Below are 17,128 nucleotides of genomic sequence, written 5' to 3' on the forward strand. Positions count from 1 at the left end.
GCTGGCCCCGTCGTCAGAAGCCCGCGTGGGCCGCGGGTGCGCCGGCCATGCCGCGGCCCACCCGTGCGGTCGTTTCACGGAGCCAGATATGTGCGGCGTCGTGCGTGTGCACGGGATGCCACCAGAGCGCCTCCCTCAGCGGGACCGCCTCGTACGGCGGCTCGACCACGTGGACTGCGGCGAGCGGAGCGAGAAGGCGGGCGAGGCGGGCCTGGATCAGGGTGATGCGCTGGGTGCGCTCCACGAGCATGGGCAGCAGCTGGAAGTTGTCGACGGAGACCTCCACGCGCGGCTCGATTCCGAGCATGCCGAGCTGGCGAACCGCCGGGGCGTCGTAGGTCCGTTGGTAGGTCACCCACGGCAGTCGCCCGAGATCCTCCCGGGTGAGCCGGTCGCCGACGCTCGGGTGGTCGTCGGCGACGAGGAACACCCATCGGTCCTCGTAGAGGTCGGTGGCGGGAAAGTCGCTGATGACACCGTGTGGCATGAGGAGTCCGTCGGTGGTGCTGAGCAGGGTGGCCGTCTCTTCGACCACGGTGGTCGGGGTCTGAGTGAAACGCAGCCGGATTCCTGGAGCCTCCTCGTGCACGACCCTGGCGAGTTCCGCACCGAACACGGCGACCGCGTAGTCGGACGCCACGATCTTGAACTCGCGCGTCTCGCTCACCGGATCGAACGCGGCCTGGCTGGCGAAGAGCCGTTCCATCACCTCGTAGGCAGTGGCGGTGCGGGCCAGCAGGACCTGCCCGAGTGCGGTGAGCTCGTAGTGGCCGCCCACGCGGGCGAGCAGGTCGTCGTCGAAATGGCGGCGCAGCCGGGCCAGGGCAGCGCTCATCGCGGGCTGGCTCAGCCCGACACGCTGACCGGCGCGGGTCACGTTGCGCTCTTCGAGAAGAGCGCGAAGAGCGACGACAAGGTTCAGATCCAGGCGGGCCAGATTCACGGGCTTCCCTCTGCGGTAGGGCACCGACCGGCAGGTATACAACACGCGGATGGAAGCCATCCACAGAATCAATTTCCCTGATCATCGGTGCGGGGTCCAGATTAGTCCCACCGCAATCAGGAGGACACGTTCGTGAAACCCGTACCGCACCCCATGGCACTGGACGGCAAGGTCGTCGTCGTCACCGGCGCGGCCCGCGGCCAGGGTGCGGCCGAGGCCGCCGCCCTGGCCCGCGAAGGGGCCCAGGTCATCGCGACCGATCTGGAACCCGTGGGCGGCTGCCGCGGCCTGGACGTCACCAGCGAGAAGGACTGGACGGAACTCGCCGCCGAGCTGCGGGAGACGTACGGACACGTACACGGGCTGGTCAACAACGCCGGCATCACGTGGCGCGCCCGCGTCGGTGACGTGCGCCCCGAGGACATGGCGCGCGTCCACGCGGTCAACGTCACCGGCCCGCTCCTCGGCATTCAGCACCTGACGCCCCTGATGCCGCCGGGTTCCTCCATCGTGAACGTGGGCTCCTCGGCGGCCCTCACCGCCCACTACCCGGTCGCCTACACGACCAGCAAGTGGGCCCTTCGGGGTCTCTCGAAGACGGCGGCACTGGAGCTCGGACCCCGTGGGATCCGAGTCAACACGATCCACCCCGGCTACATCGAGACCGAGATGACCGCCTCCGCCTCTCCCGCCTTCCGGGAGACGAACATCCGCGAGACCCCGCTGGGGCGGACCGGAACCGTCGAGGAGGTTGCGCCACTGGTCGTCTTCCTGCTGTCCGACCGGTCGTCGTTCATCACCGGTGCCGAGATCCCCGTCGACGGCGGCCTCACGTCGCACGGCGGCGTCAAGTCCGTATCCGACGCCCTGCGCCCCGCCGGTCCGGGGTAGACGACCATGCCGCCGAGGCGGTCGACGACCTCCTCACACACCCGCAGAGCCACACGGCCGCCTGCCGGCCGCCCCGGATCTCCTCCGCCGCATCGTTGACTCCGAGGCCGCACCCTCGCCACATGATCCGTACACCAATGATTGCTCTGCGGATCACCGCGCGATGTTCTTGCCCGCCTTCCATCGGTGTCCTGCGCCCCCGACCAAGGAGGCCATATGTCCCTGACCCCTGCTCCACACCGCATCGCCGTAGTCGGCACCGTCCGGCGCACCGCGGTCGCCCCGCCCCAGCTCGTGATGATGGACGCCCTGAGCGGAGACCAGATCGCCTCGCTCGATCTGCGCGGCGCGGCGTACACCCGGCGCTTCACGTATCCCTACCTGGTCACCCACCGCACGGATCTGCACGCGGCACTCCTTTCGGCCTGCCAGGAACACCCTTCCGTGGGCCGTGTGTCAGCCGCCCGAAGCGGTGGCGAAGCACCGCCACCCGCTGGGCGACGACCGCCACCATCCGCCCGGCCGAACGCCGCAGCGCGGGCATCCTCCTCCGGACCAGCCCACGATCCAGGCGAAACCGCCCAGCAGCAGAGCGGCCGTCGTGAGCAGGAGGCGTGACCGTATGCGCGTACGCCCCGCGGTCCGCCGCTCTGCCGTCGGCTCCCCGCCCGTCCGCGTCTCGTGTGCCTCACCAGGAACCGGCCCGCCCGTCGAATCCGTCACGCACGCGTCCGCCGGTCCGCTCCCCGGTTCTCCCCCGGCCTTGCGGTCGCGGTGCGCCGCGGCCGCAAGGCCTGTGGCCAGCGCCCACAGGGTGTGGAGCTCGCGCAGTTCCTCCTTCGTCGCTCCGCACGCTCGGCCGAAGGCGAGGACATGCCCGAACGAAGCGGGCAGCCGGCCCGTACCGTAGCGATGGAGGGTGGACCTGCTGACTCCTGTGCTCCTCGCCAGTACGTCGTAGCTGACACCCGCACGGCACTTGAGTGCCCTGAGCCTGGCCGCCAACCGCTCGGCTTCCTCCGTGTGTCTCCCCATGACTCCCCCGTTTCGCCCCGCTCGGCCTGACGCTCTCGCGGCTCGGCTCGGCGCCCTCCGATGGCTGATGGCTGAGCCACTCCACCGTTCCAGTCCGTCGTCGGAGGCGACAACACCCTTTCCTCTGAGCGCAAAGGTCCAGATCAGCGTTGCCCCCGCCGGTACGGATCGGGCGCGGATCACCCCCGTGGCCACCCGCCCCGCTTCCGCGAACGCCACACGGCCGAGTGCGCAGTCGCCTTCGATACGGGGCCTGCGCCGGGCGGTTCGGGGCGGGCTCGTCCCGTCCCCGTCCCGGCGCGCCGCGGGAACACGTCGTCATCCCGGCAGCCCGCGTCCCACCGTCCCACGCGTCCCAGAATCCTTGTTCCGCCGGCGAGTTCGCTGCCAGCTTGGGTGCTGCCTGGACGTCACCCGACGTCCTCGAAACGAGGGGAATACCCACATGCGCCGGACTCGTTCGGTCTTCGCGACGCTCGCCGTCGCCGCAGCCGCAGCCGCCACGCTCGCCCTGCCCGGATCCGCGACTGCCGCCGCGCCGGCTCCCGCGGCAGTGACCGCCGGAGGGGTCTCCGTGCTGGGCGTCTGCAACTACTCGGGCTCTCACCCGGAGATCAGTTCAGGGGCCTCCGGCGCGGCCGTGTCCCACGCCCAGTGTCTGCTGCGGAACGTCTGGGGCTACAAGGACGTGGACGTCGACGGGCAGTTCGGCCCCACGACGCGGAAGTACGTGGTCAAGGCGCAGGGCGTCTGCGGCATCACCCAGGACGGCATCATCGGGCCGAAGACCTGGGACTGCCTGCACTGACCGGCCCGCTCGGGAGCGTCCCGGGGTGAGCCGGGGGACCGCTCGACAGCTCACCGTCGCCGCGCACGTCGAGGCGCAGGACTCTCCTGAGCACCCGCCCCGGACCGACAGCCGTTGGTCCGGGGCACCGCTGTGTCCGCGGGCTGAGCCGCCCGTCGATCTCCTGTTTATCGACGTTTCCTACGCTCCCGGGTGGCGGGCCCGCACCGAGGAAGGGCGCGCGTCGCGGAACAACGGGGGACCGACATGCTGCGTGTTCATTTCACCGACGCGGATCTGGCCAGAACCAGACTCGCGCCCGCGCCGGATCCGCTGTTCGAGATCGCCGCCACCCTCCACCGGCTGCAGTCCCGCAGAGGACGGTGGGCGTATGCGGGGTGGTACCGGGCAGCGCGGCTGCAGCTGCGGGAGGCAGGGCTGGAGCGGGCGTTGCAGAGCGTGCTGATGCCGCTGTATCCGAGGGCGGCCTACTTCCCGGACTTCCTCACGCCGTCCACCGCCGTCGAGGGGCTGGAAGCGGGGCTGGAGTCGGTCCTCGCCACACCGCCGCACCGGGTGGTGGCGGAGCTGGACCTGCTCGACCGGGTCGCCGGAGCGCCCCGGTGGTCCGGGCAGTTGGCCGGGCGCGAGGGGCGCATGGAGTTCGTGGGGATGCTGCGGGCGTACTTCGACGCCGTCGTCGTCCCCCACCAGGAGCAGGTGCGGGCGAGAATCGACGCCGAACGTGCGCTGCGCTCCCGGGGTTTCCTGGACGGCGGCGTGGAAGGCATGCTCGCCGGGCTCGGTCCGATGCTGCGCTGGCGCCCGCCCGTTCTGGAAGTCACCTATCCGCGCCAGACGGCGGACCGGGACCTGTATCTCAACGGCCGCGGGCTCACGCTCGTACCGTCGCACTTCAACTGGGGCGAGCCGGTCGCCTTCGCCGACCCGGGGCTGCCGCCGGTGATCTGGTACTCGCTGCTGCACGAACCCGCGCCCCGGGCCCCTGATGAGAGCGACCCGGAGCGGCCGCTGACCAGCCTCCTGGGGCGCGCCCGAGCCGTCGCGCTGCGGGCCGCGGCCGTGGGGGCGACGACGGGTGAGATAGCGCGGGCCGCCGGCATCTCGGCCTCCGCCGCGAGCCGGCACGCCACGGTGCTCCGCGACGCGGGCCTGATCACGACCGTCCGCAACGGGCCGGCCGTGCTGCACACACTGACCCCGGCGGGGGCGTCCGTGCTGCGGGCGCCCCGGGGCGCTCCCCGCTGAAGGCGGGGAGGCCGTCGTCAAGGAGTACGCGGTCCGGCCCACCCGTCCCCGCGCGGCTGCTGCGCCGCCGGTGGCAGGGCCAGGATCGGCCGCGCGGCTCAGGCGATGTCGATGACGGTGCGCAGTGCCTCACCGGTGTGCATCCGGCGGATCGCCTCGTTGATGCCCGTCAGCGGCACGCGATGGGTGATCATCGACTCCAGGTCGAGGCGGCCCGCGCGCCACAGAACCGAGGACCCGACCCTCGCGAGTACCTGGCGACGCACGACGGCCGACCCCACACCGACACTCGGACTCCCCCGCACGCGAGGCCGCGGAGGCCTCCCGTGCGGGGGTATCCGCGCGAGGCTTCACGCACCGGTCAGCACAACGAGCTTTCCGACAGCACGTCCTTGCTCCATGTCGGCGTGGGCCTGGCGGATGCCGTCGAGGGTGTACGTGTTGACCGGTCCCAGGCTGATGTCGCCCCCGGCGATCCCATCGAGGAAACGCTGCAGCACCGACGCGGGGAGGTCGGCGCTCTCGCCGCCGTACGCGGTCAGCCGTACACCCTTGGGCAGGTAACCGATGGGGTAGAAGTCGGGCACGATCCACTGGTTGGACAGCATCCCCGTGAAGCACACCGTCCCGTGCACACGGGTGGCGGCGAGCGTGTCGGGCAGTGTCGGGGTGCCGACCAGTTCGAGCGCCGCGTCGACGCCTTCGGGGAGGATCTCGCGGACGGCGTCCGCGATGTTCCCGTCGTCGATCAGCACGTGGTCCACACCGTGTTCCTCGAGCGCGCCGGCGCGGCCCGGGTTCCGGGTGGTCGACAGGACCCTCGCGCCGAGGTCCTTGGCGAGCGCCGCGGCGGCCAGTCCGACCGAGGAGGTGCCGCCGCGCACCAGGAGACTCTGACCGGCCCTCAGGTCCAGGCCCGTGGTCAGCGACCCGTACGCGGTCTGCAGGGTCTCGGGCACGGCGCCGATCACTTCCCAGGGCAGTGCGGACGCGAACGGGACGACCTGCCCCGTCGGAACAAGGCAGTACTGGGCGTAGCCGCCGTCGTACGTGCGCCCCATGCCGCCCATCATGGTCGCGACCTGCTGCCCGGGGCGGAGACCGCTGTCCGTGTCCGCCGGGTCGAGGCCGTCGACGACGCCGACCGCCTCGATGCCGGGAACGCGCGGGAAGACGACGCCTTCGGCCAGCCCGAGGCGGGTGTGCAGTTCGGAGCGGTTCAGGCCGAATGCCCTGACCGCGATCCGAACCCACCCGGGCCGGGTCGCCGGGACCGGCCGCTCGGTCACCACCAGGTTCTCCACCGGCCCGGGCCCGCTCAGGACCACTGCCCGCATCTTCTTCTCGTTCATGACTGCTCTCCTCGTCCCGTCGGGTCAGGGCGCCCGGTGCCGACTTGGTGAACATGGTGCGCGAGATCGGGCATCCGTACGTCAGGCGCACGGAAACGAACACCTCGCGGTACCGAACGGTGGACCCGCGCGACTTCCGCTCCCCCAGCCCGGCGGTAGCGGCCTCCGCCCGTCTGACCGGCGCACCGGCGCACCGGCGCACCGGCGGTCGCCTCTACGGGCGGTCCTGGACGGAGTGAGACACGGGCGTACCCCCGGCGTCCAGAACGGCCTGCTGCAGATAGTCGCGCAGCTGCCACACGTCGACGGCGTAGGATGCGGGGGCGACGTCGAGCGTCCGCCGCAGCCGCTCGGGCGTGAAGGCCAGATCGGCGGCGACTTCGTGGGGCGAAAGCCCGGTCAGCGCGAGGTTCTGGGCGAACTCCTCGCCCGTACGGTGCCGTTCGGCGGCGTTCAGTGTCAAGGATGACCTCCCTGTGCGGTGGTGCGGGCGAACGGGTTATGCGACCTCGATGTCGCCGGAGCGCGTCGGGACGGCGTCGAGGGCGGCGAGTGTGGCCTCGTCGAGGGCGATCGCGCCCGCGTCGGTGTTCGCCCGCAGGTGCTCAAGGTCGGAAGTGCCGGGGATGAGGAGGGTGTTCGGGGCGTGCTGGAGCAGCCAGGCCAGGCCGATCTGAGCGGGGGCGACACCCAGCGCCTGCGCGGCGGTGGCGACGGCGGGCTCCTCGGTGACCTTCGGCAGGCCTGCGTAGGCGCCGCCGAGCGGGAAGTACGGCACCCAGGCGATGTCCTCGGCGAGGCAGAGCCGCAGCATGTCCTCGTCGTCGCGCGACACCAGGCTGTAGGCGTTCTGCACACAGGCGATGCCCACGGGCAGGGCTCGGCGCAGTCCGTCGAGGGACACACTGCTGAGGCCGATGGCGCCGATCTTTCCCTCGTCCCGCAGGTCGGCCATGACGGCGAGCTGGTCGTCGAGGTCGACCACCTGATCGCCTTCGGGCCGCAGCCCGGGACCGTGGTCGGCGCGGCGCAGGTTGACGAGGGGAACCTGTTCGAGTCCGAGGCTCTTGAGGTTGTCCTCCACTCCCGCCCGCAGCTGTTCGGGCCGCTGGGCGAGACGCAAGGGGACGGGACCACCCTCGGCGGGTTCGGCGCCCACCTTGCTGACGACCAGGACGTCGTCCTCGGGGCGGAGCGCGGCGGCGATCACCTCGTTGACGAAGCCGTTGCCGTAGAACTGCGCGGTGTCGACGTGATCGATGCCGAGTTCGACGGCACGGCGCAGCAGTGCGACCGCGGCCTCGCGATCCGGCCTTCGCAGCTGCATGGCGCCGTAGCCGACACGGGAGACGGTGCGGCCCGCGAGCGTACCCGGCCCGCCGGCTCGTGCCGCTCCGGTGGCGGTGAGCTGGGGAGATCGAGCGGTGGACGTCATGACGGTCTCGCTCTCATGAGACGATGGAATGAAACGGAGAGACTCCGTTACCAACAACCGTAACACCAAACGGAGGGCCTCCGCTTTGGCTGCGTCAGACTCGCCACCCCCCGACGGCCCGGCGAAGGCGACCGGGCGGCCGGCGCGCGCGGATGCCCGGCGCAATCGCGAGCGGCTGCTCGAAGTCGCCCGCGACGCGTTCACCGCGAGCGACGGCCAAGCCCCCCTAGACGCCATCGCCCGCGAGGCAGGCGTCGGGATCGGCACGCTCTATCGCCACTTCCCCACCCGTGAGGCGCTCGTCGAGGCCATCTACGCGGCCGAACTCGACGCCGTCGTCACCAGCGCCCCCGCACTCCTGTCCACGCTGCCGCCCGAAGAGGCGCTGCGTGCGTGGATGGACCGCTATGCGGCGTTCTTCGCGGCCAAGCGCGGCATCTCCGACACCCTCCGCGCCGGCTGGGCCTCGGGCACCATCGCGACACCGGCCACCCGGGAACGGCTCACCGCGGCAATCGCGGTGATCCTCGACGCCGGGGCGCGGGCCGGTTCACTGCGGGCGGACGTCGAGCCGGACGAGGTCACGATGATGCTCCTCGGGGTGTTCCTGTCCACGACGGCCGCCAACAGCCCGGAGCTGACGGGTCGACTGCTGGACCTCTTGGTGGACGCCCTGCGACCGGTAAGGGAGGGGCGGCCGCGAGCCTGACACCGGCCTTGGCCTGCGGGCGCGGAGCGATGCACGATCAGGATCACCTGTTGCCATGTGTGCTTGCCGAAGACGATGGAGAAGTGGCTGTCGTCAAGTGAGAGGAACAGCAGACGTGGATGTGTACGAAGCCGTGGACAGTCGCCGGGCTGTGCGGGCGTTCAGCGACAAGCCGGTATCCAAGGACGTGCTCGCCCGCGTGCTGGCCGCAGCAACGCGGACTCCGTCGAGTGGAAACCTCCAGCCGTGGCATGTGTACGTCGTCACCGGCGAGCCCCTGGCCGAGCTGAAGAGGCGCGCAACAGCCAGGGCCCTGGCGGGAGACCCAGGGGATGCGCGGGAGTACCCGATGTACCCGGCCGAACTGACCTCGCCGTACACGGACCGCTTTTCCGCCGCGGCTGCTCAGCGGTACGAGTCGCTGGGGATCGAGCGCGACGACCCCGAGAGGCCCGTGAAGATCGCCGCCTTGAATGCGCAGGCGTTCGGGGCCCCCGTCGTGCTGTTCTGCTACCTCGACCGGGCGATGGGGCCGGGGCAGTGGGGGGACGCGGGGATGCACGTGCAGACGGTCATGCTGTTGCTGAGGGCGGAAGGCCTGCACAGCTGCCCCCAGGTGATGTGGACGATGTATCGCAAGACAGTCAGTCAGATCGTCGGAGCCGAAGACTGCCTCTCACTGTTCTGCGGTGTTGCGGTGGGGTTCGAGAAAGAAGGCGTGCCACGGCTGCGTACCGGGCGGGCGGACATGACGGAAACCGTGAGCTTCATCGGAGCGTGACCGGCCGTGTCGGTCCGGCAGCGGCGGGACGCCGGATGCTTCGAGGCTCTGCTGGAGGACACGATCGCGGAGGCGGCCGAGCGGCACCCGTTACGGAGACCGGGATTTCGTGCCCGGGACAGCAGGCATGTGCCTACGAACCTTCGTCCTTGCGGGGGGCGACCGGGAAGGACGCCTCGTCGCGGCCCGTGCCATCGGTGATCCACCACCTGTCCCCACCGAGAAGGGTCAGTTCCGCGCGGCCGTCGCGGTCCCAGTCGTGGGCGGCGAAGAGTCTGGCGCCTTCGGGGCCGTAGTCACCCGGCACGGACCGCTCGGTGGAGTGCCAGGGTTTCGATCCGAGGCCGTGCTCGGAGCCGCCCCGCAGCACCTCGATCCGCGCGTCCCCCGCCTCCTTTTTCCTGGTGAGCTGTACGGCCAGGTCGTCGCAGCCATCCCCGTTGAAGTCCCCGACGGCGAGCCCGGCGCCGAAGCCCTCCTTGAAGTCGCCACCGTCCATGGTGACCCACTTCCCCGGATCCTTCCCGTAGCGGACGCTGACCTGGCCGCGCCGGTGGGGTGTGTCGACCTCGTCGTAGCTGTCGACGAAGCTCCGGCCGATGGCGATGTCCTGTCGCCCGTCGCCGTCGAAGTCGCCGAAGACGACGTTCTCGCCCTCCGGCAGCCGCTCGGGTTCCTCGCTCAGGCCGCCGGCGGTACGGGCGCCCCCGGTGAACAGCAGGGGCGGATCCCACGGAGAGTCGTAGAGTGCGAGATCGGTGGCGCGGTCGTCGTTCGCGTCCCCCGCGACCAGGACCGGTGACGCGCCCTCGTGGACCGGGCTGGGGATCTCCACGGTCCTGACCGGGGCTCCGGAGCGCTTGAACGGTCCCTTGAGGACCACCAGTTGCCGCGCCTCGTTCGAGTCCCTGAACACCGCGAGGTCGGTGTGGCCGTCCCCGTCGAAGTCACCGGCGACCGGCGCGGTGTGGTACCCGCTGCCCGGCAGTGGCACACGCCCGTGCGCTCCGCCGGCCCGTGGGCCCTTGGGGCCTCCCCACAGGATCTGGGCGGCGCCGCTCACGACGAGGTCGGCGTGGCCGTCCTCATCCAGGTCGGCGACCGTCGGCTGCAACGGGTCGTCGCCCGTCTGGACGTCGCGCGGCACACCGAGGTCGTCGTGGGCGAAGACGGTCGTGCGGTCGGGGTCAGGACCGTGCTCGGAGCCGGGGACGACGAACAGGTCGAAGTTCTCCGTCTCGGAGATCTCGTGCACCAGATCGACGAAGCCGTCCCCGTCGAGGTCGGGGGCCGCGGGTGCGGCCTCGCGCGCGGAACCGACGGCCCGGCAGGGACTGTTGGGCACCGCACGCGCGCCGCCGGACGGCCGAAGGACGACGAACCCCACCACCGCCCCCACGACGAGGGAGGCCACCACGGCGTGCCACACGCGCACGTGGCGGAGGAGCGGACCGCCTGCTGTCGGAAAGTGCATCAGCCCACTTCACGGGCGTGGACGCGGCCCGCACAAGGAAACGGATCATTTCGTTACGGGGGTGATGCACGACGGTCCGCGGGCTTCGGTAGGTGACAGGTGGACCGGAGCGGATCACGGTGCTCGTCGCCGACGCCGTCGTCAAGGCCGCGGGCCGGGCCGGAAGGCCGACGATACGGATCTCATCCAAGCGGCCACAACGCTTGAGACGGTGCCCTGTTCACGTACTGGTCAGCGGGTGCGCCCGGCGAGCTCCCCCTGCGTGCCTCGAGGCCTCGAAGCCGACCGTGCACCGTCGGTTCGTCATCCGGTCCCGGACCGGAGCCCGGGGCCGGAAGCAGCACTGTGCTGTGACAGACGCCTCCGCCGGCTCACCCTGCACGACGCTGTCTCAGCTCGACGTCCTACGGACCGCCACCCACGCCGCGAAGTCCTCGATTCCGTCGATGAGCGCCTCGAACCGGAACGAGTGGAAGAGGTCGAAAGCATGGTGCGCGCCGGGCAGTTCGACGTACACGACGGGCGAGGTGGAGACGGAGCGCAGAGCCGTGACAAGCGCCCTGGGATTCCCGGTGTCCACCAACTCGTCCAGGTCCCCGTGTGCGATGAGGAACGGTGGCGCATCCGCCCGGACGAGGTTCACCGGCGAGGTCGCCGGGTCTCCGTCGAAGTACTCCGCGAGGAAGCCGTTGAGCGCGACGGCGGCGGTCACAGAGGTGTCCGCCTCCTCGAACCCGGGCTGATAGGCCGGCTCATTGGGGGTGAGCGCGGCCTGAGCCGCCATGTGCCCGCCTGCGGAGCTCCCCGCCACGAACACCTCCGCCCCGGGCGCCGCGCCGTACTCCGTTGCGTGTTCACGCGCCCAGGCGATGACCTTCTTCGCGTCGATCAGGTGGGCGGGATGCGGGAAGTCGGGCCGCAGCCGGTAGTTGGCGCTGATGCAGACCCAGCCCTGGCCGGCGAGCCGGTAGAGCAGAGGCAGCGACTGAGTGTCCTTCCGGCCCTGGTCGTAGTGGCCGCCGTGGAAGTGGATCATCACGGAGCCTCCCTCGGGGCGCGAGCGGTGGTGGTAGACGTCGAGGAGGTTGCGGCGGCCTCCGTCCCCGTAGCTGAGGTTGCCCACCCGCTTGACGTCACGGCGGCGGCGGAAGACGGGCCTGAGCAGGATGCGTGCCAGCGGTGGCCGGCGGCGCGTCCCCGTGCCGGCGCCGAGCGCGTCGTCCAGGGCGACCCGCACCACGGACGCCGCCCGCACCCCACGCAGGCCGACCACCACGAGCCCGGCAGCCGCGGCGGCTGCCACCCCGACGCTCACCCGGTCGGGGGTCGTGGCGATGTCGCCCTCCGCGTAGGCCAGCGCCGTCGATGCCACCAGCGCGTAGACAACGACGTGCGGGATCTCGTTGAAGACCAGGCCGAGCCGGTAGCTGAAGTAGAAGAGGGGTTGCGGCCCACGTATGCGAACCAGGCAGAACACCACGATCAGTACGGCCAGCACCACGGTCACCAGATAGCCCACAGCCACCACAACACCCCGTTCGACACTCGACCTGACAAGCCCCGTCCGTGATATCACGGACGGGATCACCCGGACTGGGTGAAGTCCCCCAGGCGAACGTGTAGTTGAGGTAGTCCGTCCAGACGGCAGGGGCGGGCGCAGACCAGCCTCCGAGCGGTGCTGACTCGGTTTTCCGAGATCTGTGAGAGTCGGCGGCACCCGCCCTGCGGAAGCGCCACGGGACATCCTCAGGCCGGGGCGGCTGAGGACACACGGTCGGCAGGCTTCAAGAACTGCCTGGCACCGCGCAGTGTGGTGCGCAGCTGTCCCTGAGTCCGTCGGCTGTCGAGGCGGACGTCGAGGGCTCCCGGTCCAGCGCTGTCGGCCCGCAGACCGGTGGGCAGACGGGAGGCGTCGAGACCGTCACGCTCGGCGATGAGGACGCCGAGGTCGTGGCGGCTCAGGGCGTCGGCCCCTGCGACATGGTGCATGCCTCTCGCGCCACTCGACGCCAGTTCCAGAACCGCGGCCGCCAGGTCCGAGACATGGACCGGACAGCGGATGTCGTCGGTGAACAGGGCGCCATCGACAGTGCCGTCGGCGAGCTGGTGCACCAGGCGCTCGTGCACGGAACGCCCGTGGCCGATGATCAGCGACGTGCGGGCGACGACAGCCGTCGGATGCACGGCGAGGACCCCGGTCTCCGCCGCGGCCTTGGCCGCGCCGTACGGAGTGACGGGGTCCGGGAGACACGCCTCGTCGTAGTGGACCCGGCCGACGCCGGAGAACACCGCGTCGGTGGACATGTGAACCATGCGGGTCCGGCGCTTCGCGGCCACGATCGCGAGCCGCAGCGGTCCTTCTGCCGTAACCGCCCAGTCGGCGCGGCCGCTCGATGCGTTGATGATGACGCGCGGGTCCACCTCGGCCATCACCGCCTCCAGACGTCCGGCGTCCCTCAGATCCAGGTGGCACCACGCGCCCGGGGAGGCGGCACCGGGCTCGGTCGCGTACGTCGCCACTGTCGTGTGCCCCGCCGCTCTCGCCTGCCGGACCAGCTCGGTCCCCAGAAAGCCGGAACCACCAACGACCAGAATTGTCATGCGCGTAACCGTAGCCCCGTGGGCCCCACGACGAAGGCCGTCACCCCGGCGTTCGGGCGACGGTATCGGCGGGCACGGCGCCACCCTCGGCAGGGCCTCCCGGCCGGCTGCGAACACCGCCGGGCCACCCCTGAGCCATCGCGGCGGGACCGGACGTCAGGCCTTGACGCCCAGCCCCCCGTACACGTTGATATCGGCGTCCGTGACGTCGTTGATGTCCTTGTACCGGACCTTCTCGATGTCTTCGAGGCCCGCCAGATAGGACTCCTCGGGCTGCTCCGGCACGGGAGCCGCGTGGTCAGCGCGCCAGTGGTGCACCGGGACGACCCCCGGCGCGGCGAGATCCAGCCCGGCCTCCGTGAAGAAGCGCCCGATGTCCTTGCGATTACGGAGCACGAACGTGAAACCCCGCTCCGTGTAAGTGCGTTGGACTGCCCGGATGTTCTCCGGGTTGAGGTCGTCGGTGAGGTGGCTGAGAACGAGTCGGCTGCCTGCGGGCAGCGCGTCCATCAGCTCGCGGACGATCGGATACGCCTCCTCGTCCTCGACGAAGTGCAGGATCGCGACGAGGCACAGCGCGATGGGGCGGCTGAAGTCCAGGGTCCGCTCGGCCTGTTCGAGGATCCGTGCCGGGCTCTTCAGGTCGGCGTCGACGTAGTCCGTACGTCCTTCGGGACCGCTGGTGAGGAGGGCGCGGGCGTGAGCGAGGACGACCGGATCGTTGTCGACGTAGACCACCCGCGTCTCGGGGGCGGTGCGCTGGGCGATCTGGTGCACGTTCTCCGCGGTCGGCAGGCCGGTGCCGATGTCGAGGAACTGGCGTATGCCGTCGTCCTTGGTCAGGGTGGTGACGGCGCGCCGCAGGAAGTCACGGTTGTGCCGTACGTCGAGGTAGCCGCGCGGGTTGGCGGCGAGCCCGGCGGCTGCCGCGTCGCGATCGGCGGGATAGTGATCCTTGCCGCCGAGGAAGACGTCGTAGACGCGGGCCGGGTGCGCCTTGCTGCTGTCCGTCCTCCTTCTCAGCTCTGCGGGATCCTGGCTGAGTGTGTCACCGGACATGTGTGCCTCCTGACAGAGCGAACCGGAGTGGTGGTCAACAACCTAACGCCCGGGGCGACGTGGCGGTTGGCGAGCGCCGTACGCTCCACCACGCGCACCGGTGCTGTCACGATGACGGTCGGCCGGGATCGGATATTCGGTTTTCTGTCCGCACCGTGAGGACACAAGATGGTGCGCATGACTTTGGCCACCCCCACGTTGCACACCGCTCGCCTGCGACTGCGCCCCTTCACCGACGCCGACGCGGATCACCTGTTCGCGCTGCACAGCAGCGCCTACGTGATGCGCTACTGGGACTCCCCACCGTGGAACGAACGGGCCCGCTCCCAGCGTTTCATTGCGATGTCCCGGAAGATGGCGGACGAAGGCACCGGAGCGCGGGTGGCCATCGACCGCGCATCCGACGGGACCTTTGTCGGCTGGTGCGGTCTGACCGGATGGAACCCGGACTACCGCAGCGCGTCGTTGGGCTACGTCCTCGACGAAGCGATGTGGGGCCACGGCTATGCGACGGAGGCCGCACGCTCCCTGCTGCAGTGGGCATTCGACGCACTGGACCTGAACCGGGTTCAGGCCGAGACCGATACACGCAACGCGGCTTCCGCCCGGGTCCTGGAGAAGGTCGGATTCATGCGCGAAGGGACGTTGCGGGAGGACTGCGTGGTGAACGGCGACGTGTCCGACTCGTGGGTGTTCGGATTGATCAGGCGCGAGTGGCGGCCGTCGTCCGGACCGGTTCCAGCCGGCGAAGCCGGGCGTTAGGTCCGGCCAGAGACAGCACCGAGGCGGAACCATCCTTGGCGCAAGAGGCGCGCGCGGACGGGCAAGGCTCCAACTGGCCGGCGGTGCGATGTCCGAGGCGGCAGCAGCAAACGGTCAGCATCCCTCCCACTTGGCGGACCTGGTCGGACCAGGCCCCACGCCGCCGCCCGGCCACCCTGGGAATCCCGGGCCTGTCACGCCGCCACGCTGCACCGGCAGCTCCTCAGTGAGAAGCAATCCGTTCAGAACGCTGAGCCGAGTTCGCCATCCGGTCAACGGTCAGGCACGACCGTTCGAATCCGACAGCCACCACACCCACGGTCCCAAGACCGCATCGACACGCTCCCGCGAAGCGCCACCCGGCCGTCGATCCGTGGTGCCCCCGCGAGGTCCGGGCGACTCCCCCAGCGGCCGGGCGTCCGCCAAGGACCCTCTGCCGCAGGACTGTGGGTGCGTTCCGAGACCGCGAGCAACAAGGAAGTGCGACAGAGCACGCGGGTCCCGTGGGCGCCCCTTGTTTTTACATACGGCCGTACGTATTCTTTTTTCATGCCTCTGACGAAGCTCACCGAGGAGTCCGATCCGTACTGCCTGCAGCCCCTGGACGCGGCGGCGCTACTGTTCGACGCCCCCTGGAGCCGATTCGCGGTGATCGGCGACAGTCTGTCGGCCGGCACCGGGGACCCGAGTCCCGGATATGAGGACGCGGGCTGGTCCACCAGAATGGCGGAGATCCTTCGGCGGGTGCGGCCGGATCTGGAGTATCTGAATACGGCCGAGGTCGGCGCGACCACGGAGCAGACCCTCGACAAGCAGATTGATCGCCTGGAGGAATTCGGCCCGGACCTGGTGCACCTGCCGTGCGGGGCGAACGACCTCGTGCGCCGGCAGCCGGACTTCGACCGGATCGAACAGGGGCTGCGGCGCATGTACGCCCTGGCGTCCAGGACCGGGGCCCAGTTGACCACTTTCACGCTGGGCCGGGCATACCTCGTTCCGGCGTTCTCGGACTGGGCGGAGCGAGTGGTCAGGGTCAACGACATCACCCGGGCACTGGCCGCCGAGTTCGGGGCCGTTCTCGTTGACATGTGGGACCACCCCGTCAACGCACGGAATGACCTGCTCAGCGAGGATCGCATTCACTTCTCGTCCTCGGGGCAGGCGGTGTTGGCGACCGAGATGGTGAAGGGGCTGGCTCACGTACTGAGCCGTACGCATCGTGACTGACCGCCGAGCACATTTCTCGCACTCGACCACGGTTCAGCGCTGCTGACGTCGGCCTGCGCCGCTCCGACTACGCGGATCGAACAGGTTACGATCGACCGTATGGGCAGTGCTGCGGAGTCGGTCGGCTCCCGAGCCGGCGGTACCGGATCGCGTTTGTCCCCGGCACCGGAGGGGATTCGGACGGAGGTCACGGACAAGCGTCTCCTGCGCGGCGCACGGACACGCGGGACGGTGCTCCGCCGGGCTGTCGACATCGCCTCGCTGGAGGGTCTCGGCGGAGTCAGCTTCGGTCGGCTCGCCGTCGATACAGGGCTCAGCAAGGCAGGGATTCAGACTCTCTTCAGAACGAAGGAGACCCTACAGCTCGCGACGGTGGAGTTCGCGCGCGAGATGTTCATCGACGCCGTGATCCGCCCGGCAAGGACAGCCCCCGCAGGCATCGCCCGTCTGCGCGCACTGCTGGACCGCTGGGTGGTCTACGCCGAGACCCCCCTGTTCGCAGGCGGGTGCTTCAGAGTGGCCAATCTCGCCGAGTTCGACAGCCGGGCCGGTCCGGTCCACGACGCACTGTTCCACGATCAGCGGGAGTGGCGCGAAGTCCTCGCCGCCGAACTGCGCAAGGCCGTGGAGTCCGGCGAGCTCGCCGGGCTCGATGTCGAGCTCACCGTCTTTCAGATCGACGCCCTGCTCTGCGCCGCCAACACCGCCCTGCAGTCGGGGGACGCGGAGGCCGTCGGCAAGGCGCGCCGCATCATCGATGGGCTGATGACGACTCCGCCCTGAAACCACCGGCAGCGAAGGCC

17 protein-coding genes and 2 pseudogenes are annotated in these 17,128 nt (G+C 70.2%); 9 read left to right on the plus strand and 10 right to left on the minus strand.

Annotated features, from left to right (window positions below):
- Positions 1–13 precede the first annotated feature (13 nt).
- Positions 14–943: a LysR family transcriptional regulator gene (locus OG959_RS00425; RefSeq protein ID WP_326655892.1), complete on the minus strand. Its 930-nt coding sequence runs from the start codon at positions 941–943 to the stop codon at positions 14–16.
- A gap of 153 nt (positions 944–1,096) precedes the next feature.
- Here OG959_RS00425 and OG959_RS00430 point away from each other — a divergent pair, with 153 nt between their 5' ends.
- Positions 1,097–1,834 carry an SDR family NAD(P)-dependent oxidoreductase gene (locus tag OG959_RS00430; protein WP_326666142.1) on the plus strand — a complete coding sequence of 246 codons (738 nt, stop codon included), beginning with the start codon at positions 1,097–1,099 and terminating at the stop codon, positions 1,832–1,834.
- A 216-nt stretch (positions 1,835–2,050) separates the two neighbouring features.
- Positions 2,051–2,452 (plus strand): hypothetical protein, encoded by a 402-nt coding sequence (locus OG959_RS00435; RefSeq protein ID WP_326666851.1) that lies wholly within the window; start codon positions 2,051–2,053, stop codon positions 2,450–2,452.
- Between the two features lie 213 nt (positions 2,453–2,665).
- On the opposite strand, the pseudogene OG959_RS00440 reads toward OG959_RS00435, so the two are convergent.
- Positions 2,666–2,869 (minus strand): annotated as a pseudogene (locus tag OG959_RS00440) (helix-turn-helix domain-containing protein); the annotation flags it as partial.
- A 445-nt stretch (positions 2,870–3,314) separates the two neighbouring features.
- On the opposite strand from OG959_RS00440, the gene OG959_RS00445 reads away from it, so the two are divergent.
- Positions 3,315–3,677, plus strand: a complete 363-nt coding sequence (locus OG959_RS00445; RefSeq protein WP_326655894.1) for a peptidoglycan-binding domain-containing protein — start codon at positions 3,315–3,317, stop codon at positions 3,675–3,677.
- Between the two features lie 246 nt (positions 3,678–3,923).
- Complete coding sequence (locus tag OG959_RS00450) at positions 3,924–4,925, plus strand: helix-turn-helix domain-containing protein (RefSeq protein WP_326655896.1); 1,002 nt, start codon at positions 3,924–3,926, stop codon at positions 4,923–4,925.
- A gap of 98 nt (positions 4,926–5,023) precedes the next feature.
- Here the strand turns inward: OG959_RS00450 and OG959_RS00455 are convergent.
- The 4 genes and pseudogenes from OG959_RS00455 to OG959_RS00470 all read right to left on the minus strand — a co-directional run.
- Positions 5,024–5,152, minus strand: a pseudogene (locus OG959_RS00455) (Zn-dependent alcohol dehydrogenase); the annotation flags it as partial.
- Positions 5,153–5,275: 123 nt separating this feature from the next.
- Positions 5,276–6,277, minus strand: a complete 1,002-nt coding sequence (locus OG959_RS00460; protein ID WP_326655897.1) for a zinc-binding dehydrogenase — start codon at positions 6,275–6,277, stop codon at positions 5,276–5,278.
- Between the two features lie 214 nt (positions 6,278–6,491).
- The gene (locus tag OG959_RS00465) at positions 6,492–6,740 is read right to left on the minus strand and encodes a DUF2316 family protein (protein WP_326655898.1); all 249 of its coding nucleotides are present in this window, start codon (positions 6,738–6,740) and stop codon (positions 6,492–6,494) included.
- Positions 6,741–6,776: 36 nt separating this feature from the next.
- Complete coding sequence (locus OG959_RS00470) at positions 6,777–7,712, minus strand: aldo/keto reductase (protein ID WP_326655900.1); 936 nt, start codon at positions 7,710–7,712, stop codon at positions 6,777–6,779.
- A gap of 85 nt (positions 7,713–7,797) precedes the next feature.
- Between OG959_RS00470 and OG959_RS00475 the strand changes: the two genes are divergently transcribed.
- Positions 7,798–8,421 carry a TetR/AcrR family transcriptional regulator gene (locus OG959_RS00475; protein ID WP_326655902.1) on the plus strand — a complete coding sequence of 208 codons (624 nt, stop codon included), beginning with the start codon at positions 7,798–7,800 and terminating at the stop codon, positions 8,419–8,421.
- 115 nt (positions 8,422–8,536) lie between these two features.
- Positions 8,537–9,202, plus strand: a complete 666-nt coding sequence (locus OG959_RS00480) for a nitroreductase (protein ID WP_326655904.1) — start codon at positions 8,537–8,539, stop codon at positions 9,200–9,202.
- Positions 9,203–9,335: 133 nt separating this feature from the next.
- Here the strand turns inward: OG959_RS00480 and OG959_RS00485 are convergent, their stop codons facing one another.
- The 4 genes from OG959_RS00485 to OG959_RS00505 form a co-directional block, all read right to left on the minus strand.
- Positions 9,336–10,676 (minus strand): FG-GAP repeat domain-containing protein, encoded by a 1,341-nt coding sequence (locus OG959_RS00485; RefSeq protein WP_326655906.1) that lies wholly within the window; start codon positions 10,674–10,676, stop codon positions 9,336–9,338.
- 391 nt (positions 10,677–11,067) lie between these two features.
- Positions 11,068–12,201, minus strand: coding sequence for an alpha/beta hydrolase (locus OG959_RS00495; RefSeq protein ID WP_326655907.1), 1,134 nt, complete (start codon positions 12,199–12,201; stop codon positions 11,068–11,070).
- A gap of 221 nt (positions 12,202–12,422) precedes the next feature.
- The gene (locus OG959_RS00500; protein ID WP_326655908.1) at positions 12,423–13,277 is read right to left on the minus strand and encodes an SDR family oxidoreductase; all 855 of its coding nucleotides are present in this window, start codon (positions 13,275–13,277) and stop codon (positions 12,423–12,425) included.
- A gap of 156 nt (positions 13,278–13,433) precedes the next feature.
- The gene (locus OG959_RS00505) at positions 13,434–14,336 is read right to left on the minus strand and encodes an SAM-dependent methyltransferase (protein ID WP_326655910.1); all 903 of its coding nucleotides are present in this window, start codon (positions 14,334–14,336) and stop codon (positions 13,434–13,436) included.
- A gap of 177 nt (positions 14,337–14,513) precedes the next feature.
- Here OG959_RS00505 and OG959_RS00510 point away from each other — a divergent pair, with 177 nt between their 5' ends.
- The 3 genes from OG959_RS00510 to OG959_RS00520 all read left to right on the plus strand — a co-directional run bounded on the left by OG959_RS00510 (position 14,514) and on the right by OG959_RS00520 (position 17,108).
- Positions 14,514–15,098, plus strand: coding sequence for a GNAT family N-acetyltransferase (locus tag OG959_RS00510; RefSeq protein WP_326655912.1), 585 nt, complete (start codon positions 14,514–14,516; stop codon positions 15,096–15,098).
- Positions 15,099–15,647: 549 nt separating this feature from the next.
- Positions 15,648–16,325: an SGNH/GDSL hydrolase family protein gene (locus OG959_RS00515; RefSeq protein WP_326655913.1), complete on the plus strand. Its 678-nt coding sequence runs from the start codon at positions 15,648–15,650 to the stop codon at positions 16,323–16,325.
- 231 nt (positions 16,326–16,556) lie between these two features.
- Positions 16,557–17,108, plus strand: coding sequence for a TetR/AcrR family transcriptional regulator (locus OG959_RS00520; RefSeq protein ID WP_326655914.1), 552 nt, complete (start codon positions 16,557–16,559; stop codon positions 17,106–17,108).
- Positions 17,109–17,128 lie beyond the last annotated feature (20 nt).

Source organism: Streptomyces sp. NBC_00385 (genome assembly GCF_035917155.1).
Classification (GTDB): domain Bacteria; phylum Actinomycetota; class Actinomycetes; order Streptomycetales; family Streptomycetaceae; genus Streptomyces; species Streptomyces poriferorum.